Origin of the sequence: Pseudomonas sp. R2-60-08W, assembly GCF_003852335.1 — a bacterium.
In the GTDB taxonomy this organism is placed as follows: domain Bacteria; phylum Pseudomonadota; class Gammaproteobacteria; order Pseudomonadales; family Pseudomonadaceae; genus Aquipseudomonas.
Map to the genome: position 1 here is coordinate 1,735,481 of NZ_CP027731.1, position 22,369 is coordinate 1,757,849.

A 22,369-nucleotide genomic window follows, 5' to 3' on the forward strand; every position below is an offset into this window, starting at 1 on the left:
TCAATGCCGGTGACGCTGGCGCCACGCCCGCCACCAGCCGCCGCTGAGCACAAAGCGCGGAAACGTCACGAACTGCTCGACCACCAGGCGCTGCACCGCGTCGTTACGATCACTGAACGGCTCGCTCGCCTGGGCTTCCAGGCTGTGACCGTGACGCTGCAGCGCCAAGCCCGCCAAAATGCCGATCACGCCTACGGCAAAACTCACCAGGCTCAGGCTGAACACACCGGAAACGATCAACAGAAAGCCGATGATGAACAGCGGCACGGCAATCAGGTGCAAAGCCAGATTGGTGGGGTGCTGATGATTTTGTGGGTAATTACGCCATTGCCAGGCGGGGAGATTGGGGTGACGTTTGCCCATGGTGGTGAATCCTCTGTCCGTTTAAACAACTTGGAGAGAGTTTAGGTGTAGATGGGCAAGGGTACGAATTAAGGCTAACTATGGAGTTCATAGGGGGCGCACGCAGAATTTTTAGGGCTAGAAAAAATAATCATCTGGTCCATTTATGTATACATTTGGATCGCAAATTGAAATGGATTTGGCTTTGAATTCAATTAAAGAGTTTTCGTTGGTCGCTTTAAAGTGGAAATGATTATTTTCTTTAGTCATAACGACAAAGAATACTTCTCTAACAGGAATGTTGTGTATTTTTAACTCGCGAATGCCATGACAATCAATGCCCATTCTGCAGGTGTTGTAGCCTTTTCCTTCCCATTTTTTTGGCAAGATATCTGGAAACTCGGGTATGTCGAATCCTAATCCCACAGAAGGTCGATCATTTTCTATTTGTAAAGAAAAAAGAGCGATTTTTCCGATTTCTATGGGCATACTAAAAATCTTTTCAAAAAAAATATTATGATCTAGTTCATTCCAATACTTCATCAGTTTTTCCTAAAGTTGTAATGATCTCTGCCGCCGTCTACGGTTCCGTTTCGAGGCTTTGCAAATGGTCGCAAATTGAAGTGAGCTTTTTGGTCTCCTATACCGTCCGCCCTGCCAAATTTATGCCCGGCAGAATGGTCTTGAATAAGAACCTTAGAACCGTCTGCTCTCGTGAATTGATACACCCTTGAGTATATAGGTCTACCACTCTCATCCAATATGTTCTCATCATTCAAATCAGTCATTTTTTCTATTTGGTACTGTTTCGTCCTTCCTGACTTCGGATTTTTCATCACATCAGGATTTTGGGTTATCGGTATATTGGCGTCCCTTTTTGCTTGCCTAAACGCACCTTTGCGAGAGTGATCAGGTATATCCGGTTCAGCAGGCAAAGAGCAGGTCGGTTTTTTCTTGCCTGGACCGGGACAATTCGCGTTCAGTCCCAGGGGATCAATCCATCCCGTAGGGTTGGGCACGTACTGGTACGCGTTGATCCCGCCCGCCAGCTTCACCGGGTCGGACGTCAGGTAACGACCAAAATCCGGATTGTAGTAGCGATGGCGGTTGTAGTGGAGGCCGCTTTCCTGATCGAAGTATTGGCCTTGAAAGCGCAGCGGGTTGTCGACTTTGCCTACGTCGAGGCGGCTGATTTCACCGTAGGCGCGGTAATGGGCGGACCAGACGATTTCGCCTTCAGGCGTGGTGAGTTCCTGCGGTGTGCCGAGGTGGTCGAGTTGGTAGTGGTAGGGCTTGGTCTCTGCTGGGCCGAAGCCTGCCAGCAATGCCAGTGGGTGGAAGCTGTCCGGCTCATAGATGTAGCTGCGATGACGATCGGCATGGTGTTCAGCGATCAGCTTGTCGCCTTGCCAGAAAAACTCCGTGGTGACGCCGTCGACGGTTTTGCTGATGCGCCGACCAAACGGATCGTAGCGATAACTGGCAGTTTGGCCGTTGGGCTTGGTGATGCCGATTAGCCGGTGCTGGCAGTCGTAGCGGTATTCGGTGACGAGCTGATGGCTTTTGCCGCGCCGTTCGCGGGTCAGGTTGCCGAAGGCGTCATAGTCATAATGGTGATCGCCTTGGATCACTAGGCGGTTGCCCGCGACGATGTCCGGGCCAGGACGATCTTGCATCAGCAGGTTGCCGGCCGGGTTGTGGCCGAAGCGTTCCTGGACGTCTTGCGAGTGATCGGCTCGGGTCAGGCGGTGGAGCGGGTCGTAGCGGTAAAGGTGTTCGCCTTTGCGGGTGTCGTGCAGGCGGGTGAGGTTGCCGGTTTTGTCGTAGTCGTAGTGGCGTTGGTAGAGGTGGTTTTCCTGCTGCGTGACGGTGTGGGCGTGCAGGCGGTTTTGCTCGTCATAGTGGTAATGGCTGAGCAGTTGGCCTTGTTGGCGTTGGTGTTCGCGACCGGCTTTGAACAGGTGTGAGGTCAGCAGCGAACCGTTCAGTTCGACGGTGGCGAGGTGGCCGCCTTTGTCGTGGTTGAAGGTGAGGCGATTGTTGTCCGGTAGGCGTAAATGCTGAAGTTGGCCGCAGGCGTCGTAGCCGTAGCGCAAAGTGCCCCAGCCTTGGTGTTCGGCAGTGAGGCGGTTTTGGCGGTCGTATTCGTAGGCCAGGAACCAGTGGCCGTCGTCGACGCTGAGGAGGTTGCTTTGGCGGTCGTAGGTGTATTCAACCGTATTGCCGTCGGGCAGGGTTTTTCCTACGAGGCGACCGGCATGGTCACGCTGGTATTGAGTGACGAGCTGACTGCCATCGTCGCCGTATTCGGTTTTCTCCAGCAGGTTGCCGTTGAGGTCGTAGGCGTACGCGGTGCGTTGGCCGTCAAAGCCGGTTTCCTGTTGGATCAGGCCGTTGGGGTGATAGTCGAGTTGGTAGGTTTCGCCGACTTCGTTTTCGATGGCGGTGAGCAGTAAGCGGGCGTTGTCGTAGCGGTAGTTGACCTGGGTGCCATCGGCATTGATGCGGCGGCTGATCAGGTGCAGGCTGTCGGCGTATTCGTAGCGGGTGACGTGGCCGAGTTCGTCGCGCTCGGCGATGATTTTTCCGTAGGGGTTGTAGCTGAATTCTCGTGTGGCACCGTCCGGCACTACCAAGCGAGTTAACCGACCCACGGCGTCCCATTGATACTGGGTCAGCGCGCCCTGTTCATCCTCACGCGCAACCTGCCGGCCCTGGTCGTCATAGCGATAGCGCTTGATCCCACCATTCGGTAGCTGTTCTTCAACGAGTTGCCCGCGTTCATTCCACACCAAGCGATGGCAGCTGTTGTCGGGATACCAAACCCCGGTCAGTTGCCCCTGTTTGTCGTAGCTGTAGTCGGTCGCGTTGCCATCCGGATCGATCTGGCGAATGACATCGCCCTGGTCATTACGCTCGTATTTCCAGACCGCCTCGCCACGCCGCACCACCCGTACGAAACCGTTGTCATGCTCGTAGGACGTCGGCTCATCATCCCCCGGAAACAGCGCGACCAAGCGTCCGGCGTCGTCGTATTGATAGGCCGTCACCGCGCCCAGCGGGTCTTGCTCGACCGTCAGGCGGCCCTTGTCATCGTAGGATTTGAAATGCTGGGCGCCGTCTGGGTCGATGCGCTGTACCAGCCGCGCCCGCTGGTCATGTACGTAAACTTCCTGGCTGCCGTCGGCGTTGTGCACGGTGACGCGACCGTCATCGCCCCAGGCATACCGCGTGTCCATCTGCGAGAAACTGGCCCAATGCCGGACACAGCGCGCCGCCTTGCCGGAACCTTCCCACTCCCAAAAGAAACTCGCCCCACCGGCCAGTTGCCGTTCAAGAATGACGTGCTGCTCGTCGTACCGATAACGCTCACATTCACCGACAGCATTGGTCGCTGAAACCAGTCGTCCACTGTCGTCATAGGCGTAGGCAACGACGTTCTGCTCGGTCACCCAGACGAACGGTTCACGCCCCGTGGCGCGATGAACTTGGTAGTCCACCGCGACAATGCGATCCAGCTCGTAGCGCAAGAGCAAAGAGCGGCCCACGCCGTTATCCAGCCGCTCAATCCGCCCCAACCGATCCCGGACAACCAACAACCGGTTGTCATACGCATCGCTGATCGCCGTTAGCACACCGTCGCGAAAGTGGTAGAAGCGCGACGCCTGGGCCAGCACCAACTCATCAGGCAACGACCCCAAGTAAATCGCAGCTTCCGCCAGGCTGTTGGTAATCGCCGGCCGAGCAGCTGTCGGCAAGGGCAGGGTGGTCGCGCGATTCTCATGGTCGGTCCACACCACCGAATCGCCCACAACCACGAGCCGCTGCGCCAGTGCATGGCTCCAGCCAAACCCCAAGCCACAGTCCACTTCCACCGCACTGCTGCGATACAAGCGCGTCCACTCGAACGGCAAGACCCCATCCAGCGCGCCATCGGTGAGGGTCAGCAGTTCCTCGCCAGTGACCATCGACACCGGGCAGCCGTTGGTCAGGGTTTTGTCTGCCGGAGCCGCCGCATCGCCCTTCGGATTCGACGCAACAGCAGGCACATCATCCACATGCTCCTGCCGAACCAACGCGGTACGCTGGGTCTTGCTGCGCACCGCCGGCACCGCGTTCGAAACCAGCGTGTCACCCGCCTTCAACGGCGCCACCGGCACCGCCTTGACTGCCGTCGCCGCACTGTTCAGCAGCAACGGCTTGGCCGCCTCCACATGGCTTTCCAGCCCAGGCCCCACAACCTGCTTGGCCAGCAGCGCCAACAACGCCCGCGCCCGCCCGGATTTGACCTGGCTGAGTACCTGAGCCCCCAACCGAAGCTGGATCCCAATTCCCCGCGTCGCCCATATCAGCAGCAGATTGATCAACACTTCGCCGGTAATCTCACCCAGCAGTTCATACATCTCGGGCGGTGGCAGCATGCGCATCCAGGCCACCGCCGCGGAGAGATAAATGAACAACAGCGGCTCATCACTGAGCACCAGCAAACCCTGGGCGAGCGTGTCTTTACCCAGCTTGAGTAACTGATCCAGTTCGGCTTGAGAAAGGTACTGCAGCAACTTCTCGCTGTTGGACTTAAGGTTCGCCAGCAGGTCGTACAGCTCGGTAATGTTGTCCCACAGGTTGTAAAAGGCCTTGCCAATTCCGGTTGCAAAGGCCGCTCCCTGTTTCGCGCTGCGCGTGAAGGACGGGGCGTTTGCAAAATCTGTCCACTGAAGCTTGAAGCGCTCGTTCCATTGCTGGCGCAGGTCAGCTTCCAGCCCGGCGATCACCGACTGGTAGGACGCATACAGCGCCTTGACGTGATCTTTGGAAACGTTGGGGTAAAAGGTGACCTGGTACCGCTGGTCGCGAGTGCATTCTGGGACTTCAAGAATGCCGCTGGGGCCGATGGTTCGCTGCAGCGGCGCGCCAATGGGAGTGCCGTCCTTGGCGATGGCTTGCAGCGTGACCGGCGTGTTGCCGATCGGCACGAACCGGGTGCTTTCGAACAGGTGCACCAGGGTCAGCCCACCCTGGGCTTTGCACATGGCGACGGTGCGACTGGGCAGTTCGGATGAGGTTGGCGCGATCAGCGCGACGTCTTCCCCGACCTTGAACACCTGCTCCACTTCCAGTGCCGAGCCACTTAAAAAGCTGTCGGCCCAGTCGTCGAACGTATTCAGGCAGTCGCGCAAATTCCGAAGAATGCTTTCAACATCCGGCGCTTCGGGGTCCATGGGGGCCAGCACAAAGCTGGCAATCACCGGAATCAAAAGACGGCCCCGGCGACCTGGGCCCTAACGAAAAAAACCATCTGCACTCCCTCGCACTGTTTGATCAGGCGAGGGACTTTGCAGAGGTTCGTCGGTAAAAGAAGTCGGCGTTATTCGCGGGAGTGGCGAGGAAGTTTCGTCTTAATCTCAGGTAGGTTGTGGCTTGGTCGTAGGAATCGGATTACGGTCTGAACGGCCCTACAGCTTCAACTGCCCAATCGCTGTGCTCAATTCTCCCGCCAACGCCGCCAGTGCATGGCTGGTAGTCGCCGAATCCACTGTCTGCCGCACGGTGTTCTCGGTTACATCACGAATACTCACCACTGCGCGGTTCATCTCTTCGGCGACATGGCTTTGCTGTTCGGCGGCCACCGCGATCTGGGTGTTGCTCTCGCGCATCTGCGCCACGGCGCCGGTGATGTCGGCGAGCGCGGCACCGGCTTCCTGGGCCTGCTTTACGCAGTCGTCAGCCTTGAACGAGCTTTCCTGCATGAAGTCCACCGCGTCGCGGGTGCCGGCTTGCAGCGCCGAGACCATGCGGGTGATTTCGTCGGTGGAGCTTTGTACGCGCTTGGCCAGGTTGCGCACTTCGTCGGCGACCACCGCAAAGCCACGGCCCATTTCTCCTGCGCGGGCAGCTTCGATGGCGGCGTTGAGGGCGAGCAGGTTGGTCTGTTCGGCGATGCTGTGGATCACCCCGACCACGCTGTTGATTTTCTGGCTGTCTTCGGCGAGTTTCTGGATCATCTCAGCGGTCTGTTGCACGCCGCTGGACAGCCCTGCAATCGAACGCTGCACGCGGATGACCACTTCCTGGCCGCTGCCGGCGAGGGTGTCGGCGGTTTGCGAGAGGTCGCGGGTGGCGCCCGCGTGCTGGGCAATGTGGTAGACGGTGGCGGTCATTTCGTTGATCGCCGTGGCGGCCTGGTCGGTCTCGCTTTGCTGGCCGAGCATGCCGCGCTGCACCTCGTTCATGCTGCTGGCCAGCCGCGCGGCGCCCTCGTCCAATTGCCTGGCAGTATGGGCCACGGTGATGACCACCCGCTGGTAGCCGGCCTGCATGGCGTTGAAGGCGCTGGCCATCTGCCCGACTTCATCCTTACAGGCCAGGGGCACGCGGGCGGACAAATCGCCGGTCTTCTCCACATGCAGCATCACGTCCTTGAGAGTGTTGAGCTGGCTGAGCAGGAAGCGGATCAGCAGTTGTGAGGCGCCAAGCATCGCGAGCATCAGGATCGCCACCGCCAGCGCATAGTTGACGAAACGTTCGCCGAACACCTGGCGCAGGCTTGGCGCGTAGGCGAGTACGGCGACCTGCTGTCCGTCGGCACGGCGGATGACCTCGGCGCCCAGCAGCGGATTGACGCCGAACAATGGCAGGTGACTGAGCTCGATCCAGCCGCTCGCGTCTTGCAAGGCTGAGAGATCCTCGCCTGCGCGTTGTGGGACTTGGCCGCGGGTGAAGGTCAGCCAGTTCTCGCCAGTGGGCAGTGGCGTGTCAGCCGGCCAGGCGTTGAGCAACTGCCCCTGGGCCTGGGCCGACACCTGGGAGGCATGGCTGCGCGCCTGTTGTTCGAGCTGGACGGCATACAGCACCAGCAACAGGGTGGTGATGAAGGCCACCGCGTTGACGGCCCAGAATTTGTATTTAAGCGAGATATTGCTAAGCCAGGCACCCATGGAAGGTTTTCTCTGATAGCGGAAACAGCATTGGCAAGGTGCCATTATTGTGCCGCTACTCAGGAAAGCGTTTTTGACATGGGTCAATGCGCCGCATCACTCCACGGCAGGCAGGCCGAAAAAGGCGCGGGCACAGGCGGTGCTGTGCATCGCCAGCTCTTGCATCGTTTCATTGCGATGCAGGGCAACCTCGCGCAGCACTTCGGTCAGGAACGCGGGTTCATTGCGGCCGTTCTTCGGCTTGGGGCGCAGCGTGCGGGGCAGCAGGTAGGGCGCGTCACTTTCCAGCATCAGACGGCCACGGGGAATTTCCCTGACCAATGGGTGCAGATGCGTCCCACGGCGCTCGTCGCAGATCCAACCGGTGATGCCGATGTGCAGGTCGAGGTCGAGGTAGCTGAAGAGCGCGGCTTGCTCGCCAGTGAAGCAATGCACCACGGCAGCGGGCAGGTAGTCACGGTAGTCCTTGAGAATCTCCAGCAGGCGTTGGTTGGCGTCGCGCTCGTGAAGGAACACGGGAAGTTGCAGCTCGACGGCCAGGACCAGGTGTTCCTCGAGGACTTTTTCCTGCTGCGGGCGCGGCGAAAAATCACGGTTGAAATCCAGTCCGCACTCGCCGACGGCGCGCACGCGTGTTTCGCTGAGCAAACCGCGCAAACGTTGGGCACTATCGCGGTTCCAAGCACTGGCGGAGTGGGGATGGATACCGGCGGTGCTGAACAGGCGTTGTGCGCTTTCATCGAGTTTTACGCACAGTTCCAGGGCCTGCTCGCTGCCTTCGACGCTGGTGCCGGTGAGCACCAATTGTTGCACGCCAGCGGCGTAAGCACGCTCTAGAACGGCTGAGTGCCTCTCGTCGAAACTGGGGTTGGTCAGGTTGACGCCGATATCAATGAGTTGCATGGTGCTATCTCCGCCTGCGGCCGGAAAGCATATCAGAGCTGTAGATTTATAAGAAAAACGAAGAACTACAACGCGTTATCGCTGTCTTTGAACGTCGCAAGCGACATTGTGCGGGGCCCGCTGCCTCTCACCGTGTCGCCGTTGCGCGCCTTGCCAGCGCTTAAAGCGCTCTGTTTCTGACGCCCAACACCTCGCTTTTCACGAAGGCGTTGGCCAGTATTCTTTCCGGAGAGCGGATGATCCGACCCTCGGCTTTGCTTGTAGTGTGCGTGACGTTGCTGCTGCCCATGGCGGCGGTCGCGCGTCTGGATGGGCCGCTGGAAGTGACAAAGCCCGGCAAGGTGCGTGACCTGGCAGACATTCGTTCCAGTCGCACCCTGCGTGTACTGGTCAACCAGAGCCGTAACAGCTCCGGTGAAGTGCAGGGCCAGGCCATCGGTGTCGAATACCATCGCCTGCGTGCGTTCGAGCAATACCTCAATGGCCATGCCCGTGATGGCCAGCAAATCAACCTCAAGATCATCCCCAAGGCCAAGGAGCAATTGCTTGGCGCACTGGCCCGTGGCGAAGGCGACCTGGTTGCCCCTGGCGAATTGCTGGACGTGAAGGCCGCGCACAAGATCAGCGCCAGTGCCCCGATCGCCAGTGATGTGCCGTTGTGGCTGGTCGGCGTCAAGGGTGAACGCCGGTTTACCAGGTTGGAGCAGTTGTCGGGCCGTACCCTGACGCTGACCACCGGCAGCGCGGCGGCGGATGCGATCAGCCAGGTCAATCAGAAGCTGGCCCTGCACAAGCAGCCGCCGATCAAGGTGGAATGGGTCGACCCGAGCCTGGCGGTGGAAGACGTGCTGGAGATGGTGCAGGCCGGGATCTTTCACCTGACCATCGTTGAAAAGCCGATTGCCGAACGCTGGTCGAAAATCCTGCCCAAGTTGCGCTTTGACAAGCAGGTGGCCATCAGTGAGCCGGGTGACGAGTACTGGTTCGTGCGCCAGGATGCGTCGATGCTGCGGGCGAGTATCGATCGCTTCCTCAAGACCTATCACACCCCCTCCGACCAGGATGTGGCGTTCCAGCGTATCTATCGACGTCTCTATCAAGTGCGCAACCCGTTGGCCCGCGCCGATCGTCAACGCCTGGAGAAACTGCGCCCGATCCTGCAAAAGCATGCGCGCGAGCAAGGCATGGACTGGTTGAACCTGGCTGCGCTGGCCTTCAAGGAGTCTGCGCTGGACCCTGGCGCACGCAATAGCGGTGGGCCTACCGGTTTGATGCAGATCACGCCTTCGGCGGCGCAGCGGGTGGGCGTCAACAATATCGCGAATCTGGACAGTAATGTGCAGGCGGGTGCGCGCTACCTGGCGATGATCCGGCGCAAGTTTTTCGCCAGCCCCAAGCTCAATGAGCGCGAACGCATGGCCTTTGTGCTGGCGGCGTATAACATGGGGCCGGAGCGAGTGCAGGGCATGCGTACCGAAGCCAGGCGCCGGGGGCTCAACCCCAATCAGTGGTTCTTTCAAGTTGAACGCATTGCCATGGAGCAGGTGGGGATGGGCGGCGTCAGCTATGTTAATAGTGTCAACAAATACTACCTGGCGTTCGATCGGGAGCGCGAGTCCCTGGAGCCGCCAGCGCCGAAAGTCGCGTCTCGAAAATAATCGATTTTATCGATGTTGATAAGGCAATTTTTCGGCTTTTATCATTGTTTAAACTGATTAATATAGCGGCCAACCAACCCCTACCTGAAAAAGGATTTACCCCATGAGCCCACTGATCACCCGCGTCCTGTCGACCCGTGCCGGCTACGGCCTGACTGTTCTGCGCATCTTCGTCGGCATTATCTTCGCTGCCCACGGCTCGCAAAAACTTTTCGGCTGGTTTGGCGGCGGTGGTCTGGCGGGAACCGCCCAGTGGATGGAAAGCATCGGCCTGGCGCCGGGCACGCTGATGGCCGTGCTGTCGGGTGGCACCGAGTTCTTTGCCGGCCTGGCGCTGATCATCGGCCTGCTTGCACGCCCAGCAGCATTGGGCCTGACCTTCCTGACACTGGTGGCGATTTTTTCGGTGCACATTCATAACGGGCTGTTCATGGCCAACAATGGGTATGAATTCGCCCTGGCCCTGCTTGGCGGCTCGCTGGCGGTGCTGTTCGAAGGTGCCGGCAAACTGTCGGCCGACCGCGCCATCGCCAACTGAGCGTTTCGCACCTCATGAGAGGCCCGCCCTGTGCGGGCCTTTTTCGTTGCTCGGGATTCTTGACACTGCCCCGCCAGCTTCTCTAGGATGCTGCTCATGCGCCGATTTAAACAGCTAATTGCGGGGCGCCACTGGACTCGATGCAGTCCGACAGAACCATGCACTCGTCAGGAGGCACGGGTCGAAATACCGCTAAAGCGCTGGTTCGGTGTTGCCTCTCACCTGCCCGCAGACTTTTGAGGCAGAGACACGACACGATGAATGCACTACGCCCCCTGATACGCCTGGCCCCGATCACTGCGGACCTGATTCAACGCAACCCGAAAATCCTCCTGGGCGGCAAGCACCAGCCGACGCTGCTGCGTTACCTGGACGGCTGGCCACGTCGCACCGGGCGGCCTTCGGCGTTCTTGATCCAGTTCGTGGAAGATGGCGACTCCCTGGCCCGTTTTTCCAGTAACAGCTTTGACCTCGCGGTGATCCAGGCGCCGAGTGCAGACAACGCCGAAGAAGTGATCCGCCAACTGACGCGGATTGCCCGGCAAGGGCTGATTGCCCGTCGCTGATTTCCAACCCCAAATGTTCAGCTGAAGCCTGCGGGCGGCCATCGGCGTCGACACAGCCAGCGATAACGTACCCAGGCGATCAGGCATAACACCAGCGGTACCGTTACGATCATCAGCAGCTTTAGGTTCCGCTCGAAGCGGTGCAGCGGCGCGTACGCCTGAGTCTTGAGGGCATGAAGTTCCATGGGCAGGCGCAGGCGCTCTTTGTTGAGCGCTTGCAATTGGGTATTGGTGTCCACGGCCTGGGTGCCCAAGCGTGTGGCCTGTGGATTCAACCGCTGCCACGCTTGCTCGGTACGCTCAAGACGACGTTCCAGTTCTGCGGCCGTTTCCCGATAGGCCTGTGCGGCGGCTTCGCGCATGGGTTCCAGGGTACTGAGTGAATGCGAAGTGAGGCGCGGACGAATATTCGCCAGTTCTGCGGGAGCCGCCAGGTTATCCAGGGTATTCAAAACGAACTGCACGTTGCTGTTGGCCGTTGTCTGGCTGACAGCGTCCGCGAGTAAATCGGTATCGGCAACTACCACCACCTCGATTCGGGCAGCCTTTTGTAAGCCTGGCGGCTGCCCCCTGAGACCGTCAGGAAATGCCGAGTAGGCCGGCCCCTCCAGGCGAGCGGCGATCACATGGCGCTGACCTGAGGTGGAAGCTTCGTCGATGAGTGAATCGAACGCCGTCGCTGAAGCGAAACGCCCGGCGTCCAGCAGCGCAGACTGCCGGGAGCTTTGTAGCAGCGGGGTAAACGTCATCCGGCTTTTTCGAGTGCGCAAGAGTGCGCCACTGCTTGATACGCTCAGGCTGTCGAGTTTCCAGGTGCTGACGTCGTGCGCGGTCATTGCCAGGCGTGGCAGTTTTAACCTGGCTGGGTGCAATACGGTAGGCAAGCCTGGCCCGAGCGAGGCCGAGGAGGCGTAAAGACTGTCAACCAACAGCTTGTTCGCGGGCATCCGTATGCCCCATGTGGTCAACAGGCCATCCAGCTCGGAGTCTACCGCTACGGTTTCGGCCCCCATCTCGCTCACCGGGTCGATGAAAATCATCAGCTTGCCGCCGCTTAAGGCAAACTGCTCGATGGCGTAAAGCGTTTGTTCGGCTAACGCCCTTGGCTGCACCACCATCAAGCTACCTATTGATTGAGGTACCTGAGTGATGTTCGCTGCCAACTCCACCAAGTTGAAATGCTCGCGCATCTGCTCCAGAAGATGTCCGGCGGACTCATTCAACGGCAACCCGGACAGGAGGCCGACGCTGGAACGCTGGGGGTGCATCAATTTATGGATCAGCTGGCTGATTTGATACTCGAGCAACGGCTCGTCGTCGGGGTTGAACGCTTCGATACGTTGCGTGCCCTGGCCGGCACGCGTGCCGATAAGTCCGAGGTATCCCTGTGTGTCATCCAAGCCGAATAAGCTGGCTTTGTAGGCGTCTTCTGAAAAAGGAGTGGGGTCAATAATGTGCAAATTGATCATGCCCTCGGCGGCTGCTTCGAATTCCTGGAGCACGTCTTCTACGCGTTGGCCGAAGCGTTTCATAATGTGGCTTTTCTTCGGTGCAGTAAGCGAGTTGAAATAATACAAGTCCAGCGGGCTATCAAGTGTTGCGAGCAGTTGCCGCGTGGATGGCGATAAGGTGTGAATTTTCTGTTGTGAAAAGTCCCAGCGAATATCGGATAGTTTGTTTATCCAGACCAGATTGAATGCCAGGAACAATAATGATATGACGATCAATGTCATACCCGTACGAAGAGCGGATCGCATCAGCGACTTTCCTTCTCAGCTGTTTTTATAGTTGAGTGTGACAATGGATGCAGAGAGAAAAGCAAGGATCATGCTGACAAAATATAAACAGTCATGAAGTGTTATTTTGCCGTTGTCCATTGAGCTGAAGCGGGAAATCGGGTCAAGCCTCATCACGCTATCAACTATCCAGATCGGTGCCTGATGTTCCAGTGCATCCAGGATTGAAGAAAGCCCGCTGATGGTCAGCAGCAAGCCCATCGTCAATAGGAAAATAACAAGGCGCTGGTGCGTGAGTACACAGATAAAACAACCGGCAGCTAGATAACTTCCTGCCAGCAGCCAGCTTGCCAGAAACTGTGATGCGATTACCCCGTTATCAGGCGTTCCAAGATAATGGGCGGCGATCACTATAGGAAAATTCAACAACAGCGCAGCACTGCATACCGCCCAGGCTGCCAGGAATTTTCCGATCACTCGTTCTGCTGAGGTGACGGGCAGGGTTTTGATCATATTGGAAAATCCGGCGCTGTGTTCATCGGACCACATGTGCATGGATAAGCTGGGTATCAGTAGCAGATAGAGCCAGGGGTGCAGCTCGAAAAAAGCCTGCAAGTCGCTGCTGTCTCGCTCCATCCAGCGGTAGGTGTGCAATCCCAGCGCCGCACATAGCACCAGGAAAAACGCCACGCTCAGGTAAGTGATGGGGGTGCTGGCATAACTGGCGAGTTGGCGTTTGAAAATGAGGGGCAGCAGGTTCAAGGCGATACCTCGTGGCTCAGAGGGTGAACGACATCGTTCAAGCGACCTGGCTCCAGATGCAGTGACGTTATGTTCCAGCCGCGATGGGTAATGAGCGAATTGATGGCGGGGAAGATGGCGTGCCCGGGCATGGCCAGAACCGTCACTTTGCCTGGGTTTAGACGGTCTTCTTCGATGCCTGCAACCCCAGGTAATACCGCAAGCGCGAGTAAATCCAGGGGCGGATCCGCTGCGAGTGTCACCGCCTGGAAGTGCCGGGAACTGCGCTGCAAATCCTCCAGCGAAGCGTCGATAATCAATCGCCCGCTTGCGATGACCAGGGCGCGGGTGCAGATGTCGGACAGCCAGTCGTAATGGCGGGAGGCAATGATGACGCTCATTTCCTCGTTAAGGGACTGAACAAGCGCCCTGAATTTGAGCCGTTGCTCGGCGTTCATCCCTTCCATAGGCTCGTCCAGCAGGAGCACGCTGGGGGAATGCACAATGGCTTGCGCAATCGCGACTCTGCCCTTCAAGTCCTGGCTGAGCACATCGATGGGGCAGTTGAGTACGGGAAGTAGCTCCAGTCGTGTGGCGACCCGGTCCACGTGCCTGCGTTTTTCGGCGCCGCTGAACCCTCGAGCGGCGGCAACGAAGTTGAGGATGCTTTTGACCGACAGCGTGTGATGGGTGATTCCCCCTTGAAGCTGGTAGCCAACGGCTTGCCTGGCGAGAACTGAATCGGTCTGGGTACTGAAACCCTGAATACTGATATGCCCACTGGTGGGCTTGATCATGCCGGAAAGCAAATTCAGCAATGTTGTTTTACCGGCGCCATGCTCGCCCAGCAAACCCACGCATTCCTTGCGTTGGGCACAGAACGAAAAGTCGCTGATCACGCTTTTTTTGCCCAGGTACTTTGTCAGGTTGCTGACCTCGATCATAGGATTACCGAATCTATTGGGCGATGCCTGAAGAAAGTTTCGTTAGTGTGTGGCGGTGCCTTAAAAAGACTACGTTCAATACCCGTGCTTGGGAACGCTGGGTGCACTTAATAAGTAAAGTCCTACGTTTGAGTTGATTACGTACTGAAACAATTGTTGTGTGCTGAGTACTTAATAATGGTCGGATATTTGTCTGATATTTATATAAGGTTTTCTTTTTATAATGAGGCCTGACTGCCATGATGCTTCTACGTACCCTTGTTCTTGAGCGCAGCGGCGAGAATGCCCCGGTCAACGGCGCACTGCTGTGTGGGTTCGCTGTCGAACAGACTGCTTCCAACTTCCTGGTGTATAGCCTTGATGAAGAAGCCGAGCCTGGTCATTCCAGGGTGTATATCGCGGCCTTGCGCAAAAAGCTCGAGCGGTATTTCCTTGGTGGCGTCGAGACCAAAGAGGATTTGCAAATGGCGATGCAAGTCTTCAAGCAAATCCTGATGATGGCGGCGGCATCGGGCAATAAGGACAGCGCCCTCAGCGAATCTCAGGTTCCGTTTCATTTCATTGACCTGAAAGGCTGCAGGTTGCCGCCTGCCAGGCCCGAGGACCATCACTCGGTGATCGTCAAGAAAGCGCTCGTGATGAAGGTGATTACATTGGGCATGTCCGCCCCTGCTGCGCCTGCGATCGAAAGCAGCGCAGTCATCGTGCCGTCCATTCGCTTTTCATCGCAAATGGTTGCACCGCCCCGAGGCAAGAGCCCGCCCAAGTCCGCCCCGCCGCCAGTGGAAGAAGCCCTCGTTGATGAGCCACCTCATTCACAGGTCACGGAACCCGAGGTGCCGGAGGTACCGCAGGTGCCAGCCGAACCCCTAGCGCAGTCCGTTCAGGCAGAACACCTCGAAACCCCGTCGTCCTCCCTCTCTCCGAGAGAGCATACCTCCATGCTCGAGATAGACAGTACGCTGAGCAATCTCGCAAGGGTTGCCCAGGAACTGACGCAGAAAACACAGGCCGTTACCGAACGCGAAGAGATGCTTGAACAGTGGCAGGCTCGACTGCAACAACAGCAGACCCAGCAGGATGAAAAAAGCCGGGCGTTGGACCAACGCCATTCGCGACTGCAGGAGCAAGAACTGGAGGTGAGTCAAAAGACCGAAAAAATGGTGCTGATGATGTCGCAGCTATCGCTGATGCGACAGCGCCTGCAAGGCACGCTCGTTGAACTGGACCAGGTACTCGATGGACAGGGCTGAGTCGATGAGCCTGTCGATCTGGAAACTTTGCGCCGTTGATTTATCATCGCTCCCCGCCAGACGACGCCAGGGTATGATGCCGTGGCCTGCCGACACTAATGGACATTGCCTGGGGATGTGCGCGTTTGAGTACCAAGCTGATTACCAAAGAAGGCCATGAAGCGCTGAAAAAGGAGCTGGACTACCTTTGGCGTGAGAAGCGACCGGACACGACGCGCAAGGTGACGTGGGCGGCTTCTCTGGGAGATCGCAGCGAAAACGCGGATTACCAGTACAACAAGAAGCTGTTGCGTGAGATCGATCGGCGGGTGCGCTACCTGCGCAAACGCCTCGAAGATATGCGCGTGGTGGAATACATGCCCGAGCAGGAGGGCAAGGTGTTTTTTGGGGCGTGGGTCGATGTCGAGAACGAGCAGGGTGAGACCAAGCGTTTTCGCATTGTGGGGTATGACGAGATCTACGACCGGATGGATTACATCTCTATCGACTCTCCCATGGCGCGTGCGCTGCTGCGCAAGGAGGTGGACGATGAAGCCATCGTGCAGACTCCCGGCGGTGAGGTGTGCTGGTGGATTACCCGGATTGAATATGTGAAATAGCAACGAATGGCGCTTGTTCCGAGTGGAGCAAGCGCCATTCGTGTTTCAGCCCTCGCGCAGCACCGTCAGCGGGCTGGCGTTCAACGCACGGCGTGTACCGAACACCCCGGCGCCACCGATCAGCACCGCACCGATCACCGGCAGCAGCAACAGCCAGGGGTGAGGGTGCCAGGCCAGATCGAAGGCATAGCGGTACAACACCCAGGTCACCAGTTCCGTGCCCAGTGCCGCCAGCAAACCACTGACCGCCCCCAGCAGGCCGAACTCGATGCGCCGGGCATTGATCAGCAGCCTGCGCTCGGCCCCCAGTGCACGCAACAGCGCACCCTGGCGGATTCGCTCGTCCAGGGTGGCCTGCAAACCGGAAAACAGCACGGCCATGCCCGCGGCGAGCACGAACAGCAGCACGTATTCCACCGCCAGGGTCACCTGGGCGAGGATGCTGCGCAGCTGTTCCAGCAGGGCCTCGACCTGCAGGATAGTGACGGCCGGAAAGGCTCGGGACAGGTCCACGATCTGTTGGTCATGCCCAGGCGCCAGGTAGAAGCTGGTCAGGTAGGTGGTCGGCAAATCCTGCAAGGTGCCCGGTTGGAAGATCATGAAGAAGTTGGGCTGGAAGTTGTCCCAGTTGATGGTCCGCAGGCTGGTGACCCGTGCCTCGCGATTCTCCCCGCCGATGGTGAATACCAGATGGTCGTTGAGCTTGAGTTTCAGGCTTTCAGCCACCTTGGCTTCCACCGACACCCCGGGAATGTCATCGCCCGGTTGCGCGGTCCACCAGGTACCCGCCGTCAGTACGTTACCTGGGGGCAAGTCGGCGGCCCAGGTCAGGCTCAGGTCCCGTTGCACGGCGCGATCACCGCTTGAATCCTTGCTGACAATCTCTTGTACGGGTTCGCCGTTGATGCTGATCAGCCGACCGGGCACGACGGGATACAGCGGTGCCGATTGCGCCTGGACTTCCAGAAGGCGGGCGCCAAAGGCGTCTTTGTCGGCTGGCAGGATATTGAGCGCGAAGTAGTTGGGCGCATCCTTGGGCAATTGGTTCTGCCAGGTGTCGAGCAGTTCACCGCGTAGCAGGGCGATCAAGCCCATGGACAACAGGATCAAGCCAAACGCCAGGGACTGGCCGGCGGCCGCCAGTGGATGTCGCAGCAATTGGCCCAGGCCCAGTCGCCACGGCAAGGAGGCGCGCGCAAGTAACCGGCGCAGGCTTTGCAGTAACAGCAACAACAACCCGCCGAGGATCAGTGCGGCTACCACGCCGCCGCCCAATAACGCGAAGGTCAACACCAGGTCGAGGCTCAGGCGCCACATGATCAGGCCCAGGGCGAAGAGCGCCGCCCCATAAACCATCCAGGTGCTCGAGGGGATAGGCAGCAGGTCCCGACGCAGTACCCGCAGCGGCGGCACCCGGCCCAGTGCGGCCAGGGGCGGGAGGGCGAAGCCGGCGAGGGCGACCAGCCCGGTGCCGATCCCTGCAACGGCCGGTAGCAGCCCGCCGGGTGGCACGTCTGCGGGCAACAGGTCGTGCAGGAAGTAGAACAGACCAAATTGCGCGAGCCAACCGAGCAAGGCGCCGGCCAGGCTCGCCAACAGGCCCAGTACGCTCAGTTGCAGGCTGAACAGCAGCATGGTTTCGCGTCGTGACAACCCCAGGCAGCGCAGCAGGGCGCTGGCGTCGAAGCGGCGGCTGGCAAAGCGGTTGGCCGACAGCGCCACGGCCACGCCGGCCAGTAACACCGCCACCAGGCTGGCCATATTCAGGTAACGCTCGGCCTTGCCCAGGGCACCGCCAATCTGTTGGTTACCATCGCGCGAGTCCTGCAGGCGCTGGTTGGCCGCGAGGCCCGGCTTGACCAGGTCGCGATAGGTTTGCAGCGCCGTGCTGCCGGGCGGTGCGCGCCAAAGTTCGCGGTAGCTCACGCGGCTGCCAGGCTGGACTACGCCGGTGGCGTCCAGGTCCGCCAGGTTGATCATTACCCTGGGCGTGAGGCTGTAGAAATTGCCGGCGCGGTCGGGCTCGTACGTCAGTATGCGTGCCAGGCGCAGGGTCTTCATGCCCACGTCGATGCTGTCGCCGACCTTCAGGTCCAGCGCGGTCAGCAGCCGCGCTTCCACCCAGGCTTCACCGGGTTTGGGGCCGCCGCCTGGGGTTTCGGCGCCAAAGGGCTCAGCCGTACTTTTAAGTTCGCCACGCAGCGGGTACTGCTCGTTGACCGCCTTGATACTGGAGAGCTGGATGCCGTTGTCCGCAGCGATAACGCTGGAAAATTCGACGATGCGCGCATGATCCAGGCCCAGCTCGGTGCCGGACCTGACCTGCTCGGGGCGCGCCGGTGAGCTGCCTTCGAGTATCAGGTCAGCGCCCAGGAACTCGGTGGCGCGCAGCAGCATGGCGCCGTTGAGGCGCGCGCCGAAATACCCGATAGCGGTGCTGGCGGACACGGCCACCAGCAGGGCGAAGAACAATACACGCAGTTCACCGGCGCGGGCATCGCGCAGTAATTGGCGCATGGCAAGGCTGAACAGACGTAACAACGGCAGGCGTGCCATCAAGGCTCCAGGGGCGCGACCATCAGGCCGGCTTCAAGGCGGATCAGGCGTCGGCAACGATGGGCCAGGCGCTCGTCGTGGGTGACCAGTACCAAGGTCGTGCCGCTCTCTTTATTGAGTTCGAACAGCAGGTCGCTGATGCGCTCGCCGGTGTGGCTGTCGAGGTTGCCGGTGGGCTCGTCGGCAAACAGTACGTCCGGCTCGGCGGCAAACGCGCGGGCAATCGCCACACGTTGCTGCTCGCCGCCGGACAGCTGGCGCGGCGAATGGGTCAGGCGCTTGCCAAGGCCGACGCGCTCCAGTAAGTGCGTGGCGCGCTCGCGGGCATCTTTGCGGCCGTCGAGCTCCAGTGGCAGCATGACGTTTTCCAGCGCATTGAGGCTGTCGAGCAACTGAAAGGACTGGAACACGAAGCCCACGTGTTCGGCACGGATGCGCGCGCGCTGGTCTTCGTCGAGGCTGCTCAACGCTTGACCCGCCAGGGTGACTTCACCGCTGCTGGGCAGGTCAAGGCCGGCCAGCAGGCCGAGCAGGGTGGATTTGCCGGAACCGGAGCTGCCGACGATAGCCAGGCTATCGCCCTTGTTCAGTTCCAGGCTCAGTTCGTGCAGGATAGTCAGTTCACCTTCCGCGCTGGGAACCACTTTGCTGAGGTTTCGCGCGGTGAGAATGCTTGCGCCCATGGAGAATCCGATGCGAATGTGGTTTTTGAGTGCTGGCCTGGCCTTGATGTGCATGGCCCAGAACGCAGCGGCGGGTACAGTCCTGATCGTTGGCGATAGTATCAGTGCCGGTTTCGGCCTGGATACCCGCAAAGGGTGGGTTGCCCTGCTGGAGCAACGGCTCAAGCAGGAGGGTTTCGACGATAAAGTGGTGAATGCTTCGATCAGTGGCGACACCAGTGCCGGAGGCCTCGCGCGGTTGCCTGCGGCGCTTGCAGCGCATAAACCGGATGTGGTGGTGATCGAGTTGGGCGGCAACGATGGGCTGCGTGGTCAGCCGCCGGCGCAATTGAAACAAAATCTTGCTTCGATGATTCAGGCGTCCCAAGACAGCGGTGCCAAGGTGCTGCTGCTGGGCATGCAGATTCCTCCCAACTATGGCAAGCGTTACGTCGAAGCGTTCGCCAAGGTATTCGGCGAGGTAGCAGAGGAAAAAAAGGTACCGCTGGTGCCGTTTTTCCTGGAGGGGGTGGGTGGACATCCCGACCTGATGCAAGCGGACGGCCTGCACCCGGCAGTCCCCGCCCAGAGCAAGTTGCTGGAAAATGTCTGGCCAACGCTAAAACCGCTGTTATGACGCTTTTCTACCGGCAGGCTTTCGGCTAAGGTGGCGCCCCCCCGATTTGGAGCCCCTGATGTCGCGTCCTGCCTGGTCCCTGTTTAATTACCAACTGATCGAGCCGGACGAACAGCTGGATCTGTTCGCCTGCCAGGAAGTCCGGGTGCATCTGGTGGCGCGTCAACTGGAGTTGGGCGGCTCGATTGACCGCACGCTTTGCGGCACCTTATTGCCGGCGCAACCGCTCTGGTCCTCGGTGGATCGTTCGATCTTTCAGGACCAGCGGCTGTGCCCGTTGTGCAGGGCGATTCTCGAGTCGCAAAAGCGCGGTACACCGCCGATCTGGCCAGAGCTGCGCTTCGAACTCTAGCGCGGCCGGCTTGATGCCAGGCGCTCGCTTCACGTATACAATCAGTTTTTTCCTACCGTCGTCTGCGAAGGATTTTCCGGATGTTGTCGCGCCTCTCCGTCGTTACCTGCTGCCTGTCTCTTGCTGCGCTTTGTGCGGCCGGCTCGGCGCACGCCTTGCAGTTGCCGTTGCCGCCCCCCGGTGAGGACATAGTCGGTCAGGTCCAGGTGATCAAGGCCAAATACGAAGATACGTTTGCCGACCTGGGCACCACGTATGACCTGGGTTATTCGGAAATGGTCGCGGCCAACCCGGGCGTCGATGCCTGGCTGCCAGGTGCGGGGACGGACATCGTGCTGCCGACGCGTTTCATTCTGCCGCCGGGCCCGCGTGAAGGCATTGTGATCAACCTTGCGGAATATCGGCTGTATTACTACCCCAAGGGCCAGAACGTGGTCTACACCTTTCCGTTGGGGATTGGTCGTGAAGGCTGGGGATCGCCCATTGCCCATACCAGCATCATCGCGAAGACGCCGAACCCCACCTGGACACCGCCTGCCTCGATCAAGGCCGAACACGCCGCCAACGGTGACCCGCTGCCCAACGTGGTGCCTGCCGGCCCCGACAACCCGTTGGGCCCGTTCAAGTTCACCCTGGGCACGCCGGGTTACCTGATTCACGGCTCCAACATGAAATTTGGTATCGGCACGCGTACCAGCCACGGTTGCTTCCGTATGTTCAACAACAACGTGTTGGAAATGGCCAGCATGGTGCCGGTCGGCACCTCGGTACGCATCATCAACGACGCCTATAAGTTCGGCAGCGCTGGCGGCAAGGTCTACCTGGAAGCCCATACACCGTTGAACGATGATGGCACGCCGTCGGTGGTCGACAAGCACACGGCGGTGATCAATGCCTTGCTCAAGCGTGAAGACCTGGCCAATAGCCTGCGGGTGAATTGGGATCAGGTGCGTGATGTGGTGGCGGCGGAGGATGGTTTGCCGACTGAAATCGGTGTGCCTGGCGTCGCTCCGATCGCTTCCAGCGCGCCAGTTGATTTTCAATAGACGCCCCAAGCCCTAATGCCAGTCAGTTAAGGCTTTTGTAGGAGCGAGCTTGCTCGCGAAGAACTCAGGGCCACCGCGTTTATCCAGAATGAACGTGTTGCCTAGACGTTTTTCGCGAGCAAGCTCGCTCCTACAGTGACCCTCTTTCGCTTTACTGACCGGCATTACCCCAAGCCCGCTCCTGCTGCCTGGCGCAGCAGATTTCAGGTAAAAAAAAGCCGACCCATAAATGGATCGGCTTGATAACAACCCCGAGGGATTATTACTTGCGGCTTGCTTTTTCAAGCATGCGCAGAGCGCGCTCGTTAGCTTCGTCAGCAGTCTGTTGTGCTTTTTGAGCAGCAGCCAGCGCTTCATCAGCTTTACGGTAGGCTTCGTCTGCACGAGCCTGGGAGCGAGCTGCTGCGTCTTCCGTTGCAGTCAGACGAGCTTCGGTTTCTTTGGAGACGCTGCTGCAACCGGTAGCCAGAACTGCGGCCAGAGCCAGAGCAGAGAATTTCAGAACGTTGTTCATCGTGTTCCCCTTCAAGGACTTTCTATTAGATGGCTACTGTCTCAGAGTGAGCTAATAGCCGGCGTACATACTACCCATTACTTGTAGTAAGTAAACTGACGTAGCGCAAGAAGCAAAAAAAATTCTTGCACCGAATCTATTTTGGCTAATCTTTTGAAGGTTTGTATAAAAACCCGCCAGATTTTTTCATTCTGCCGAAGATTGGATCCAGGCTGAAAGGGCCGGCCCGCATGCGTCGAGCGGTGTATATAGATGAAATTTTATATATCCAAGCCGGCACTTCCGTTGCGGCGGGTTGTCTCGCACCGGGCATCTTTTGCTCATCTAGAGGTGACTTTAACGGCGCCAGTTCGTCTCACGCTTCAACTGCCGGCAATGTTCAGGCGT

At 58.9% G+C, this 22,369-nt stretch carries 19 protein-coding genes; 8 read left to right on the forward strand and 11 right to left on the reverse strand.

The genetic code is table 11. The features are described from left to right. The 5 genes from C4J90_RS07880 to C4J90_RS07900 form a co-directional block, all read right to left on the reverse strand. Complete coding sequence (locus tag C4J90_RS07880) at positions 1–363, reverse strand: Mpo1-like protein (protein ID WP_124361884.1); 363 nt, start codon at positions 361–363, stop codon at positions 1–3. A gap of 117 nt (positions 364–480) precedes the next feature. Further along, a complete protein-coding gene (locus tag C4J90_RS07885; protein WP_124414199.1) occupies positions 481–885 on the reverse strand; it encodes an Imm50 family immunity protein in 405 nt (134 codons plus the stop codon). Further along, positions 885–5,597, reverse strand: a complete 4,713-nt coding sequence (locus tag C4J90_RS07890; RefSeq protein ID WP_124419562.1) for an RHS repeat-associated core domain-containing protein — start codon at positions 5,595–5,597, stop codon at positions 885–887. Before C4J90_RS07890 ends, C4J90_RS07885 begins: the two co-directional genes overlap by 1 nt. Positions 5,598–5,795: 198 nt before the next feature. After that, positions 5,796–7,277 carry a methyl-accepting chemotaxis protein gene (locus C4J90_RS07895; protein ID WP_124419563.1) on the reverse strand — a complete coding sequence of 494 codons (1,482 nt, stop codon included), beginning with the start codon at positions 7,275–7,277 and terminating at the stop codon, positions 5,796–5,798. Positions 7,278–7,373: 96 nt separating this feature from the next. Continuing rightward, a complete protein-coding gene (locus C4J90_RS07900; RefSeq protein ID WP_124419564.1) occupies positions 7,374–8,180 on the reverse strand; it encodes a TatD family hydrolase in 807 nt (268 codons plus the stop codon). A 236-nt stretch (positions 8,181–8,416) separates the two neighbouring features. Between C4J90_RS07900 and C4J90_RS07905 the strand changes: the two genes are divergently transcribed. The 3 genes from C4J90_RS07905 (at position 8,417) to C4J90_RS07915 (ending at position 10,942) form a co-directional block, all read left to right on the forward strand. After that, positions 8,417–9,838, forward strand: coding sequence for a transglycosylase SLT domain-containing protein (locus C4J90_RS07905; RefSeq protein ID WP_124419565.1), 1,422 nt, complete (start codon positions 8,417–8,419; stop codon positions 9,836–9,838). Positions 9,839–9,941: 103 nt separating this feature from the next. Next, positions 9,942–10,376, forward strand: a complete 435-nt coding sequence (locus C4J90_RS07910) for a DoxX family protein (RefSeq protein ID WP_124357637.1) — start codon at positions 9,942–9,944, stop codon at positions 10,374–10,376. A 257-nt stretch (positions 10,377–10,633) separates the two neighbouring features. Then, positions 10,634–10,942, forward strand: coding sequence for a class I SAM-dependent methyltransferase (locus tag C4J90_RS07915; RefSeq protein ID WP_124419566.1), 309 nt, complete (start codon positions 10,634–10,636; stop codon positions 10,940–10,942). Positions 10,943–10,959: 17 nt separating this feature from the next. Here the strand turns inward: C4J90_RS07915 and C4J90_RS07920 are convergent, their stop codons facing one another. From C4J90_RS07920 to C4J90_RS07930, 3 genes are read right to left on the reverse strand one after another with little or no spacing between them, the layout of a single operon-like run. Further along, the gene (locus tag C4J90_RS07920) at positions 10,960–12,699 is read right to left on the reverse strand and encodes a Gldg family protein (protein WP_124414204.1); all 1,740 of its coding nucleotides are present in this window, start codon (positions 12,697–12,699) and stop codon (positions 10,960–10,962) included. Between the two features lie 15 nt (positions 12,700–12,714). Continuing rightward, the gene (locus tag C4J90_RS07925) at positions 12,715–13,440 is read right to left on the reverse strand and encodes an ABC transporter permease (RefSeq protein WP_124414205.1); all 726 of its coding nucleotides are present in this window, start codon (positions 13,438–13,440) and stop codon (positions 12,715–12,717) included. Further along, a complete protein-coding gene (locus C4J90_RS07930; protein WP_124414206.1) occupies positions 13,437–14,363 on the reverse strand; it encodes an ABC transporter ATP-binding protein in 927 nt (308 codons plus the stop codon). The genes C4J90_RS07925 and C4J90_RS07930 overlap by 4 nt, the downstream gene beginning before the upstream one ends. Positions 14,364–14,602: 239 nt before the next feature. Here C4J90_RS07930 and C4J90_RS07935 point away from each other — a divergent pair, with 239 nt between their 5' ends. Together C4J90_RS07935 and greB are read left to right on the forward strand one after the other, a co-directional pair. Further along, positions 14,603–15,616 (forward strand): hypothetical protein, encoded by a 1,014-nt coding sequence (locus C4J90_RS07935; protein WP_124419567.1) that lies wholly within the window; start codon positions 14,603–14,605, stop codon positions 15,614–15,616. Between the two features lie 125 nt (positions 15,617–15,741). Continuing rightward, positions 15,742–16,215, forward strand: a complete 474-nt coding sequence (greB, locus tag C4J90_RS07940; protein WP_065892558.1) for a transcription elongation factor GreB — start codon at positions 15,742–15,744, stop codon at positions 16,213–16,215. Positions 16,216–16,260: 45 nt separating this feature from the next. Here greB and C4J90_RS07945 read toward each other — a convergent pair whose 3' ends face one another. Then, entirely contained in the window at positions 16,261–18,771 is a 2,511-nt protein-coding gene (locus tag C4J90_RS07945) for an ABC transporter permease (RefSeq protein WP_124419568.1), read from the reverse strand. Then, positions 18,771–19,454, reverse strand: a complete 684-nt coding sequence (locus C4J90_RS07950; protein WP_065885127.1) for an ABC transporter ATP-binding protein — start codon at positions 19,452–19,454, stop codon at positions 18,771–18,773. The genes C4J90_RS07945 and C4J90_RS07950 overlap by 1 nt, the downstream gene beginning before the upstream one ends. Before the next feature lie 10 nt (positions 19,455–19,464). Between C4J90_RS07950 and C4J90_RS07955 the strand changes: the two genes are divergently transcribed. From C4J90_RS07955 to C4J90_RS07965, 3 genes are all read left to right on the forward strand, one after another. Beyond that, positions 19,465–20,070: an arylesterase gene (locus C4J90_RS07955; RefSeq protein WP_124361895.1), complete on the forward strand. Its 606-nt coding sequence runs from the start codon at positions 19,465–19,467 to the stop codon at positions 20,068–20,070. Between the two features lie 58 nt (positions 20,071–20,128). Continuing rightward, positions 20,129–20,422 (forward strand): hypothetical protein, encoded by a 294-nt coding sequence (locus C4J90_RS07960; protein WP_057722836.1) that lies wholly within the window; start codon positions 20,129–20,131, stop codon positions 20,420–20,422. An 80-nt stretch (positions 20,423–20,502) separates the two neighbouring features. Then, positions 20,503–21,468 (forward strand): L,D-transpeptidase family protein, encoded by a 966-nt coding sequence (locus tag C4J90_RS07965; protein ID WP_124419569.1) that lies wholly within the window; start codon positions 20,503–20,505, stop codon positions 21,466–21,468. A gap of 262 nt (positions 21,469–21,730) precedes the next feature. Here the strand turns inward: C4J90_RS07965 and oprI are convergent, their stop codons facing one another. Then, the gene (oprI, locus tag C4J90_RS07970; protein WP_003172710.1) at positions 21,731–21,982 is read right to left on the reverse strand and encodes an outer membrane lipoprotei OprI; all 252 of its coding nucleotides are present in this window, start codon (positions 21,980–21,982) and stop codon (positions 21,731–21,733) included. Between the last annotated feature and the right edge of the window lie 387 nt (positions 21,983–22,369).